Raw genomic sequence first — 11,993 nt, forward strand, 5'->3', positions numbered from 1 at the left:
ACGCTTCATCAGACGGGTTCGACGCAGCCGGCGTTGTTCGCGGTCGAGGTGGCGTTGTTCCGGTTGCTGGAGTCGTGGGGTGTGCGGCCGGATTACGTGGCCGGCCACTCGGTGGGTGAGATCGCGGCCGCGCATGTGGCGGGTGTGTTGTCGCTCGGGGATGCGGCGAAGCTGGTGTCGGCGCGTGCGGCGCTGATGCAGGCGCTGCCCGCGGGTGGTGCGATGGTCGCGGTCCAGGCGACCGAGGAGGAGGTGCTGCCGCACCTGTCCGAGGGGGTCGGTATCGCGGCGATCAACGGCCCGCAGTCGGTCGTGGTCTCCGGCGCCGAAGAGGCGGTCACCGCGATCGGTGAGATCTTCGCGGGTCAGGGTCGTAAGACGTCCCGGTTGAGGGTCAGTCATGCGTTCCATTCGCCGTTGATGGATCCGATGTTGGAGGAGTTCGGGGAGGTTGTTCGTGGTCTGACGTTCAGCGAGCCGCGGATCCCGGTGGTCTCCAACCTGACGGGAGAGCTGGCCGAGCCGTACACGCCCGAGTACTGGGTGCGGCACGTGCGTGAGGCGGTCCGTTTCGCCGACGGTGTGCGGACCCTGCACGGGCTGGGTGTGACGACCTTCGTGGAGATCGGTCCCGGCGGCGTCCTGAGCGGCATGGCGCAGGGCTGTGTGGACGAGGCGGTCACCGTCCCGCTGCTGCGCGCCGACCGCCCCGAGCAGCAGGCCCTCGTCACCGCGCTCGCCGAACTGCACGTGCACGGCGTCTCCCCGGACTGGCAGGCGCTCTTTCCCGGCGCCCACCGCGTCGACCTGCCCACCTACGCCTTCCAGCAGCAGCGCTACTGGCTGGAGGCCCCCGAGGCGGAGACGGCCGGCGTGGACGCGGTCGACGCCGAGTTCTGGGCCAGCGTCGAGCGTGAGGACGCCCAGTCCCTCGCGGCCACGCTGGGGCTGAGCCCCGACGAACTGGACGCCGTGGTCCCGAAGCTGTCCGCCTGGCGGCGCCAGCGGCGCGAGCGGTCCGTCGTGGACAGCTGGCGCTACCAGCTCGTCTGGCAGCCGCTGAACGGCCTGTCCGCCGGGGACCTCTCCGGCAGCACATGGCTGTTCGCCGCGCCTGAAGGCGACGAGTGGGCCGGGACGGTCCGGGCGGCCCTCGCCGGACGCGGCGCGCACCTGATCCCGCTGCCGGTCGGCGCCGACGCCGACCGCGCGTCCCTGACCGACGAGCTGACCCGGGCCGCAGCCGAGGCCGGCTCGCTCGACGGCGTCCTGTCGCTGCTCGCGACCGACGAGACCGCCTCGCCCGAGCACCCCGCGCTCTCCCAGGGCCTCGCACAGACCGTCGCCCTGGCCCAGGCGCTGGGCGACGCGGGCGTCGACGCGCCGTTGTGGTGCGCCACTCGCGGCGCGGCCGCCACCGGCCGCTTCGACGACGCACCGCTCAGCGCGGAGCAGAACCAGGTGTGGGGCCTCGGCCGCGCCCTGGCCCTGGAGCACGCCCGGCGCTGGGGCGGCCTGATCGACCTGCCCGCGGCCGTCGACGAGCGCGCCGCCGGCCGGATCGCCGCCGTCCTGCGCCAGAGCACCGACACGGCGGAGGACCAGGTCGCCGTCCGCGCCTCCGGCGTGTTCACCGCCCGGCTCGCCCACGCCCGAAACGGCGCCGGCCGGCCCTGGTCTCCCCGCGGCACCGTCCTGATCACCGGTGGTACGGGTGCGCTGGGCGGGCACATCGCCCGCTGGCTCGCCGGTGCCGGTGCCGAACACCTGGTGCTCACCGGTCGCCGCGGCGCCGACGCGCCCGGCGCGACCGCGCTCAAGGCCGAGCTGGAGGCACTGGGAGCACGCGTCACCCTCGCCGTGTGCGACGTCGCCGACCGCGACGCGGTGGCGGCGCTGCTCGCCGAGCACACCTTCACCTCCGTCTTCCACGCCGCGGGCGTGGCACAGTTCACCCCCTTCGACGAGCTGACGCCCACCGGCTTCGCCCGCACGGTCGCGGCGAAGGCCCGCGGCGCCGCGCACCTGGACGAACTGCTCGGCGAGCGCGAGCTGGACGCCTTCGTCCTCTTCTCCTCGATCGCCGGCGTATGGGGCAGCGGACTGCAGACCGCCTACGCGGCCGGCAACGCCTTCCTCGACGGGCTCGCCGCCGGGCGCAGGGCCCGCGGCCTGACCGCCACCGCGATCGCCTGGGGCCCCTGGGCCGACGGCGGCATGGTCACCGACGCCGACGAGGAGCAGCTGCGCCGCCGCGGCGTCGTCACCCTGCCCGCCGCCCTCGCCGTGACCGCGGTCCAGCGCGCCCTGGACTGCGACGACGCCGCGGTCGTCGTGGCCGACATCGACTGGGAACGGTTCATCGGACCGTTCACCCTCGGCCGCCCCAGCGCCCTGCTGTCCGAGCTGCCCGAGGTGCTCCGCGCCGGCACCGCGGCACCGGCCGACGCCGCCACCGGCGTCGCGCCCCTGACGGCCCGGCTCGCCGGACTGCCGGAGGCCGAGCGCACGGCGACCCTGACCGACCTGGTCCGCGCGCACGTCGCGGCCGTCCTGGGCCACTCCTCGGCGGCGGAGGTCGAGCCCGAACGGGCCTTCAAGGACCTGGGCTTCGACTCCCTGACCGCCGTCGAACTGCGCAACAAGGTCAACACGGCGACCGGACTCGCGCTGCCGCCCACGCTGGTCTTCGACTACCCCAACGCCACGGCCCTCGCCCGCTTCCTGCAGAACGAACTGCTCGGAGCGCGGGCCGACGCGCCGCAGGACCAGCACGCGGCCGCCGCCGACGACGAACCCATCGCCATCGTGGCGATGAGCTGCCACCTGCCCGGCGGCGTCGACTCGCCCGAGGCCCTGTGGGACCTGGTGACGTCCGGCGGCGACGCCATCTCCGGGTTCCCGTCGAACCGCGGCTGGGACGTCGACGCCCTCTACGACCCCGACCCCGATCGCCCCGGCACGACGTACGCCCGCGACGGCGGATTCCTCCACGGCGCCACCGACTTCGACGCCGGCTTCTTCGGGATCTCGCCGCGTGAGGCCCTCGCGATGGACCCGCAGCAACGCCTCCTCCTGGAGACCTCGTGGGAGGCCTTCGAGCGGGCCGGGATCGCCCCCGCACACCTGCGCGGCAGCCGGACCGGCGTGTTCGTCGGCATGGCCTACCAGGGCTACGGAGCCGATGCGCGCCGCACGCCGGAGGGCGTCGAGGGACACCGGCTCGTCGGCGGCGCGTCCAGCGTCGTCTCCGGCCGGGTGGCCTACACCTTCGGTCTCGAAGGCCCCGCCGTCACGATCGACACGGCCTGCTCGTCGTCCCTGGTCGCCCTGCACCTGGCCATGCAGTCGCTGCGCAGCGGCGAGTGCACGATGGCCCTGGCCGGCGGCGTCACCGTCATGGCCAGCCCGAACGTCTTCGTGGAGTTCAGCCGCCAGCGCGGGCTGTCCGCCGACGGCCGCTGCAGGGCGTTCGGGGCCGACGCGGACGGCACCGGCTGGGCGGAGGGCGTGGGCGTGGTGCTCGTGGAGCGCCTCTCCGACGCCGTGCGCAACGGCCACGAGGTCCTCGCGGTGGTACGGGGCAGCGCCGTGAACCAGGACGGCGCGTCCAACGGCCTGACCGCGCCGAACGGACCGGCGCAGCAGCGGGTGATCCGCCAGGCCCTGGCCTCCGCCGGACTCGCTCCGGGCGACGTGGACGCCGTGGAGGCGCACGGCACGGGGACGACGCTGGGCGACCCGATCGAGGCGCAGGCGCTGCTCGCCACGTACGGCCAGGAGCGGCCGCAGGACCGGCCGTTGTGGCTGGGCTCGCTGAAGTCCAACATCGGCCACACGCAGGCCGCGGCGGGCGTGGCCGGTGTGATCAAGATGGTGATGGCGATGCGCCACGGCGTCCTGCCGCGGACGCTGCACGCGGACGAGCCGACCCCGCACGTGGACTGGTCGGCCGGTGACGTCCGGCTCCTGACCGAGGCCGTCGCATGGCCCGAGTCGGACCGCCCGCGCCGCGCCGCGATCTCGTCCTTCGGCGTCAGCGGCACCAACGCCCACACCATCATCGAGCAGGCCCCCGCCACGGCGGAGCTGCCCCCCACGCCCGACTCCGGGGTACTCGTCCCGTGGGTGCTGTCGGGCAAGGGCGAGCCGGCGCTGCGCGCCCAGGCGGCCCGGCTGGCCGACCACCTCGATGCGAGGGACGGCTGGACGGCTTGCGACATCGGCTTCTCCCTGGCCTCCCGCGAGATGTTCGAGGACCGCGCGGTGCTCCTGGCACAGAGCCCGGACGAGCTCCGGCAGGCCCTCACCGCCCTGGCCACCGGAACGCCGTCGCCTGGAGTGGTCCAGGGCCGGCCGGGAGGCAAGGTCGGTTTCCTGTTCTCGGGTCAGGGTTCGCAACGCCTCGGTATGGGACGGGAGTTGTACGAGGCGTTCCCGGTCTTCGCCGATGCGTACGACGAGGTGTGTGCGCGGCTGGACGCGCCGGTCGATGTCGATGCCGAGACACTGGACCAGACCGGGTGCACCCAGCCCGCGCTCTTCGCGGTCGAGGTGGCCCTGTTCCGGCTCCTGGAAGCGTGGGGTGTGCGGCCGGATTACGTGGCCGGTCACTCGGTGGGTGAGATCGCGGCCGCGCATGTGGCCGGGGTGTTGTCGCTGGAGGACGCGGCGAAGCTGGTGTCGGCGCGTGCGGCGTTGATGCAGGCGCTGCCCGCGGGCGGCGCGATGCTGGCGGTCCAGGCGACCGAGGACGAGATCCTTCCCCACCTGACCGACGGCGTCGGGATCGCGGCGACCAACGGTCCCCAGTCGGTCGTCGTCTCCGGCGCCGAAGAGGCGGTCGTCGCCGTCGGTGAAGTCTTCCGTGAGCGGGGTCGTAAGACGTCCCGGTTGAGGGTCAGTCATGCGTTCCATTCGCCGTTGATGGATCCGATGTTGGAGGAGTTCGCGGAGGCCGTCAGCGGTCTGGTCTTCAACGAGCCGCGGATTCCCGTCGTTTCGAACCTGACCGGCCGGCTGGCCGAGCCGTACACGCCCGAGTACTGGGTCCGGCACGTGCGTGAGGCGGTCCGTTTCGCCGACGGCGTCCAGACCCTGCACGAGCTGGGCGTGACGACCTTCGTGGAGATCGGCCCCGGTGGCGTCCTCAGCGCCCTCGCCCAGGCCTGCGCGGACGACGTGGTCGCCGTACCCCTCCTGCGCGGTGACCGCCCCGAGCGGCAGGCCCTCGTCACCGCGCTCGCCGAACTGCACGTGCACGGCGTCTCCCCGGAGTGGCAGGCGCTCTTCCCCGGCGCCCACCGCGTCGAACTGCCCACCTACGCCTTCCAGCGCGAGCGCTTCTGGCTGGAAGGGGACGAGGACCCGGCAGCCGACGGCACCCCGGCCGACCCGGCGGACTCCGGCTTCTGGGACAGCGTGGAACGCGAGGACGTCCAGTCCCTCGCGGCGACCCTGGGCGTCAGCACGGACGCCTCGCTGAGCGCGATCCTGCCCCGGCTGTCCGCGTGGCGCCGGCAGCGCCGCGAGCAGTCCGTGGTCGACGGCTGGCGCTACCGCGTCACGTGGAAGCCGCTCGGCGCGCTCCCGCGGCCCGGCGCGTCCGGGACCTGGCTGCTCGTCGTGGCCCGGGAGAGCGAGTGGACCGACTCGGTGCGCACCGCGCTCAGTGAGCGCGGCCTGGAACTGGTGACGCTCGTCGCCGGGCCCGGCACCGACCGCGGGACGCTGGCCCGCGAACTGGCCGGCGTCGGCCCGGTGGCCGGCGTGCTGTCCCTGCTCGCCGAGGACGAGAGCGCCTCGGCCGGACACCCCGGCCTGTCGCACGGCCTCGCCACGACCCTCTGCCTGGTGCAGGCGCTCGGCGACGCGGGTGTCGACGCCCCGCTGTGGTGCGCCACGCGCGGCGCGGTGGCCACCGGCCGCTCCGACCGCGCGGACCGCCCGCTGCAGTCGCAGGTGTGGGGCTTCGGCCGGGCGGCGGCGCTGGAACACCCGCAGCGCTGGGGCGGACTGCTCGACCTCCCCGAGCTGCTGGACGCCCGCACCGCGGCCCGCGTGGCCGCCGTCCTCGGCCAGGCGGCCGAGGACCAGGTGGCGGTCCGCGCCTCGGGCGTCTTCGGGCGCCGGCTCGTCCGGGCCCCCCGCGCCACCGGCCCCGCCCAGGGGTGGTCACCGCGCGGCACGGTGCTGATCACCGGTGGTACGGGTGCGCTGGGCGGGCACGTCGCCCGCTGGCTCGCCGGTGCGGGCGCGGAGCACCTGGTGCTCACCAGCCGCCGCGGTCCCGCGGCGCCGGGCGCCACGGAACTCGTCGCGGAGCTGGCGGAGCTCGGCGCGGCCGCGACCGTCGTGGCCTGTGACGCGGCTGACCGTGAAGCCCTGCGGGCGCTGCTGGCCGAGCATCCCGTCAACGCCGTCGTCCACGCCGCGGGCGTCGGCGACCACGTCATGATCGAGGACTCCGACCCGGCCGGGTTCGCCGGCACGGTGGCGGCCAAGGCCGCCGGTGCCATGCACCTGGACGAACTGCTGGCCGGTCAGGAGCTCGACGCGTTCGTCATGTTCTCCTCGGGCGCCGGCATCTGGGGCGGCGCCGGCCAGGGCGCCTACGCGGCCGCCAACGCCTACCTGGACGCCCTCGCCGAGCACCGGCGGGCACACGGGCGCACCGCGCTCGCCGTCTCCTGGGGCGGCTGGGCCGAGGGCGGCATGGCCGGAGTCGGCGACGGAGAGGAGATGCTGCGCCGCCGCGGCCTGCCCCCCATGCGGCCCGCACTCGCGATCTCCGCGCTCCAGCAGGCGGTGGCCGACGACGAGACCGCTCTCACCGTCGCCGACTTCGAGTGGGAGCGGTTCATCGGCCCGTTCACCGTCTCCCGCCCCAGCGCCCTGCTCTCCGACGTGCCCGAGGCGCGCCGTGCCCTGGAGGCCCCGGTCTCCGGCGGCGCCGAGGCCGGCAACGCGCTCGCCGCGAAGCTGACCGGGCTGCCGGCGGGGGAGCAGGACCGCACGCTGGTGGACCTCGTGCGCACGCGCGCGGCCGCCGTGCTCGGCCACGACGGGGCCGCGGCGGTGGAGCCCGGCCGGGCGTTCAACGACCTCGGCTTCGACTCGCTCACCGCCGTCGAACTGCGCAACAAGCTCACGGCCGACACCGGCCTGAAGCTGCCCACCACGCTGGTCTTCGACTACCCGAACGCCACGGCCCTGGCCCGGTTCCTGCGTGCTCAGCTGCTCGGTTCGCAGGGCGCCGCACAGCCCGAGCAGCGCACGGCCGCCACCGACGACGAGCCGATCGCGATCGTGGCCATGAGCTGCCGCCTGCCCGGCGGCGTCGGCTCGCCCGAGGACCTGTGGCAGCTCGTGACGTCCGGCGGCGACGCGATCTCCGGCTTCCCCGAGGACCGCGGCTGGGACATCGAGAACCTCTACGACCCCGACCCGGGCACCCCGGGCAAGACGTACGCGCGCGACGGCGGCTTCCTCCACGACGCCGCCGACTTCGACGCCGCGCTGTTCGGGATCTCACCGCGCGAGGCGCTCGCGATGGACCCGCAGCAACGCCTGCTGCTGGAGGCCTCGTGGGAGGCGTTCGAGCGGGCCGGCATCGACCCGGCCTCCCTGAAGGGCAGCCGCACCGGCGTGTTCGTCGGCATGTCCTACCAGGGCTACGGCGCGGGCCTCCCGGAGGTCCCGGAAGGCGTCGAGGGCCATCTGCTCACCGGCGGCGCCGCGAGCGTCGTCTCCGGACGCGTGGCCTACTCGTTCGGCCTGGAGGGCCCGGCCGTCACCGTCGACACGGCGTGCTCGTCGTCGCTGGTCGCCCTGCACCTGGCCATCCAGTCGCTGCGGGGCGGCGAGAGCACGATGGCCGTCGCGGGCGGTGTGAACGTCATGGCCGTACCGGCCGCGTTCGTGGAGTTCAGCCGCCAGCGCGGGCTGTCCGCCGACGGCCGCTGCAAGGCGTTCGGGGCCGGCGCGGACGGCACCGGCTGGGCGGAGGGCGTGGGCGTGGTGCTCGTGGAGCGCCTCTCCGACGCCGTGCGCAACGGCCACGAGGTCCTCGCGGTCGTGCGGGGCAGCGCGGTCAACCAGGACGGCGCGTCCAACGGACTGACCGCGCCGAACGGACCGGCGCAGCAGCGGGTGATCCGCCAGGCCCTGGCCTCCGCCGGGCTCACCGAGGCCGATGTCGACGCGGTGGAGGCACACGGCACGGGCACCGCTCTGGGTGACCCGATCGAGGCGCAGGCGCTGCTCGCCACGTACGGCCAGGAGCGGCCGCAGGACCGGCCGTTGTGGCTGGGTTCGCTGAAGTCCAACATCGGTCACGCCCAGGCGGCGTCCGGCGTGGCCGGTGTGATCAAGATGGTGATGGCGATGCGCCACGGCGTCCTGCCGCGGACGCTGCACGCCGATGAGCCGACGCCGCACGTGGACTGGTCGGCGGGCGCGGTGCGGCTGCTGTCCGAGGCCGTCGACTGGCCGGAGACGGGCCGTCCGCGCCGGGCCGCGATCTCGTCCTTCGGCGTCAGCGGCACCAACGCGCACACCATCATCGAGCAGCCCCCGGTGGCCGAACCCGCCGCCGTCGCACCGGTCGAGGTCGCCTCGGCGACCGTGCCGTGGGTGTTGTCGGGCAAGTCCGAGGCCGCGCTGCGCGCCCAGGCCGAGCGTCTGCTGTCCCTCACCGCCGACGGCGCCGAACCGTCCCCCACGGACATCGGCTTCTCGCTGGCCACCACCCGGGCCGCCCTGGAGCACCGCGCCGCCGTGGTCGGCGCCGACCACGGCCGGATCGCCGAGGGCCTGCGCGCCCTGGCCTCCGGGACACCCGCTCCCGGCGTCGTCCTCGGCCGCGCCGACACGGGCCAGGTCGGATTCCTGTTCTCCGGCCAGGGCTCGCAACGCCCGGGCATGGGGCGGGAGTTGCACGAGGCGTTCCCGGTCTTCGCGGAGGCGTACGACGAGGTGTGCGCCCACCTCGACCGGCACCTCGACCGGCCGCTGCGGGACGTCGCCTTCGGCCGGAGTGGCCACGAGGACGGCGAGGAGCTGAACCGCACCGCCTTCACCCAGCCCGCGCTGTTCGCGCACGAGGTCGCCGTCCACCGCCTGCTGGAGTCGTGGGGCGTCAGGCCGGACTACCTGGCCGGGCACTCCGTGGGCGAGATCGCCGCCGCGCACGTGGCCGGGGCCCTGTCGCTGGAGGACGCGGCCGCACTGGTGACGGCCCGTGCCGCACTGATGCAGGCCCTGCCCGCCGGCGGGGCGATGATCGCCCTCCAGGCCACCGAGGACGAGGTGCTGCCGCACCTGACCGACGACGCCGGCATCGCGGCGATCAACGGCCCTCGGTCCGTCGTGGTCTCCGGAGCCGAGGACGCCGTGGCGGCCGTGGCCGACGTCTTCACCCGACAGGGCCGCAAGACGTCCCGGCTCACCGTCAGCCACGCGTTCCACTCGCCGCTGATGGAGCCCGTGCTGGAGGACTTCGCCCGTGTCGTCGGCGGTCTGCGCTTCGAGACGCCCCGCACACCGGTCGTCTCCAACCTCACCGGTGAGCTCATCGACGCGTACACGGCGGACTACTGGGTCCGGCACGTCCGCGAGGCCGTGCGCTTCGCCGACGGCATCCGGACCCTGGGCGAGCTGGGCGTGACCACGTTCGTGGAGACCGGCCCCGGCGCGGTGCTGAGCGCCCTGGTCCAGGGCTGCCTGGACGACGTGGTCACCGTTGCCTCCACACGGTCCGGCAGCCCCGAGCCCGAGGCGGTCACCGGCGCCGTGGCCCAGCTCCACGTGCACGGCGTCCCCGTCGACTGGCGGGCGTTCTTCGCCGGCCGCGGCGCCCGGCGCGCCGGCCTGCCGACCTACGCCTTCCAGCACCAGCGGTACTGGCTGGAGACCACGGCGCCCACGGCCGCCGCCGGCGCGGGCACCGACGCCGTGGAGGCCGGGTTCTGGGAGACGGTGGAGCGCGAGGACGTTCAGTCCCTCGCCGCCACCCTCGACCTGCCCGCCGAGCAGTTGGACGCGGTGCTGCCGCGGCTGTCCGCGTGGCGCCGGCAGCAGCGCCGCGAGTCCGCCGCGGAAGGCTGGTCCTACCGCACGGGCTGGAAGCCGCTCAGCGGCCTGCGGGCGCACCGACTGCCGGGCGACTGGCTGTTCGTGGCCACCGAGAACACCGACGACACCGATGCCGTCGAGTGGACCGCCGCCGTCGCCGACGGGCTCGCCGCCCGCGGGGCCCGGCTGGTCCGGGTGGCGGTCGACCCGGCCGCCGACCGCGACGCACTGCTGCGGCAGCTCGGCGACGCCGTCCGCAAGACCCCGGTCGACGGTGTGATCTCCCTGCTCGGCACCGACGAGCGGCCCCATGCCGGACACCCGGCCCTCTCCGTCGGAACCGCGCTCACCCTCGCGCTCGTCCAGGCCCTGGGCGACGCGGGCATCGACGCCCCGCTGTGGGCGCTGACCAGGTCCGCCATGTCCACCGGCCGGGCGGACGCCGTGCCGAGCGCCACCCAGAACGCCGTATGGGGCCTCGGCCGGGTCGCCGCCCTGGAGCACGCGCCGCGCTGGGGTGGTCTGATCGACCTCCCGGACACGGTCGACGACCGGATCGCCGGCCGCCTCGCCGCGGTCCTCGGACAGTCGGCCGAGGACCAGGTCGCGATCCGCGCCCGCGGCGTGTTCGGCCGCAGGCTCTCCCACCCCGCCGCCCGCCGGAACACCCGGGCCGGGCAGCGGTGGTCGCCGCGCGGCACGGTACTGATCACCGGCGGTACCGGGGCGCTGGGCGGGCACGTCGCCCGCTGGCTCGCCGGTGCCGATGCCGAACACCTGCTCCTCACCAGCCGCCGCGGCCTCGACGCGCCGGGTGCGGCGGATCTCGTCGCAGAGCTGGAGGCGACCGGTGTCCGGGCGACCGTCGCCGCGTGCGACGTGGCCGACCGGGCGGCGCTGGCCGCGCTGCTCGCCGAGCACCCGGTGAACGCCGTCGTCCACACGGCGGGCGTGGACCACCTGGAGCCGCTGGAAGCCATGACGCCGGACGCCTTCGCCGACGTGCTGTCCGCCAAGGCGGCCGGCGCCCTGCACCTCGACGCGCTCCTCGCCGGCCGGGAACTCGACGCCTTCGTCCTCTTCTCGTCCATCGCCGGCGTGTGGGGCAGCGGCTACCAGGCCGCCTACGCGGCGGCCAACGCCCTGCTCGACGGACTCGCCGAACGCCGCCGGGCCCAGGGCCTGCCGGCGACCGCCGTGGCCTGGGGCCCGTGGGCCGGTGGCGGCATGGCCGAGGGCGACGGCGCGGACGAACGACTGCGCCGCCGCGGCCTGGTCCCGATGCCCGCCGCGCTCGCCGTGGCCGGCCTCCGACGGGCGCTGGACTCCGGCGAGGCCACCACCATGGTGGCCGACGTCGACTGGGAGCGGTTCCTGCCCCCGTTCACCGTGGGCCGCCCCAGCGCCCTGCTCGGCGACCTCCCGGAGACCGAACGGATCCTCACCGCCGGCGGGCCCGGCACGGCCGCCGCCTCGCCCCTGGCCGACCGCCTCACCGGGCGGCCCGAGACCGAGCAGCACACGCTGCTGGTCGACCTCGTCCGCAGCCACGCGGCGGCCGTCCTCGGCCACAGCGGCACCGGCGAGATCGAGCCCGGCCAAGCCTTCAAGGACCTGGGCTTCGACTCCCTGACCGCCGTCGAACTGCGCAACAGGCTCAACGCCGAGACCGGCCTCGTACTGCCGGCCACGCTGGTCTTCGACCACCCCAACGCCCAGGCACTCGCCCGGCAGCTGCGCACCGAGCTCACCGGCCTCACCACCACGGCCGCGCCGGAAGCGGCCGCCGCGCCCGCCGAGCACGACGACCCCATCGCGATCGTCGGGATGGCGTGCCGGTATCCGGGCGGGGTGCGTTCGCCCGAGGACCTGTGGCAGCTGGTGGCCGCCGGTGGTGACGCGGTCGGGGAGTTCCCGGC

The 11,993-nt window shown here is 75.1% G+C and carries 3 pseudogenes; all 3 read left to right on the forward strand.

Annotated elements, in window-relative coordinates:
• Positions 1-48 precede the first annotated feature (48 nt).
• Positions 49-7,182: pseudogene (locus tag IE244_RS43190) on the forward strand (type I polyketide synthase); the annotation flags it as partial.
• 132 nt (positions 7,183-7,314) lie between these two features.
• Positions 7,315-11,766 (forward strand): annotated as a pseudogene (locus IE244_RS43195) (type I polyketide synthase); the annotation flags it as partial.
• 135 nt (positions 11,767-11,901) lie between these two features.
• A pseudogene (locus IE244_RS43200) lies at positions 11,902-11,993 on the forward strand (beta-ketoacyl synthase N-terminal-like domain-containing protein); the annotation flags it as partial.

This window comes from Streptomyces filipinensis, assembly GCF_014649495.1.
GTDB lineage: Bacteria > Actinomycetota > Actinomycetes > Streptomycetales > Streptomycetaceae > Streptomyces > Streptomyces filipinensis.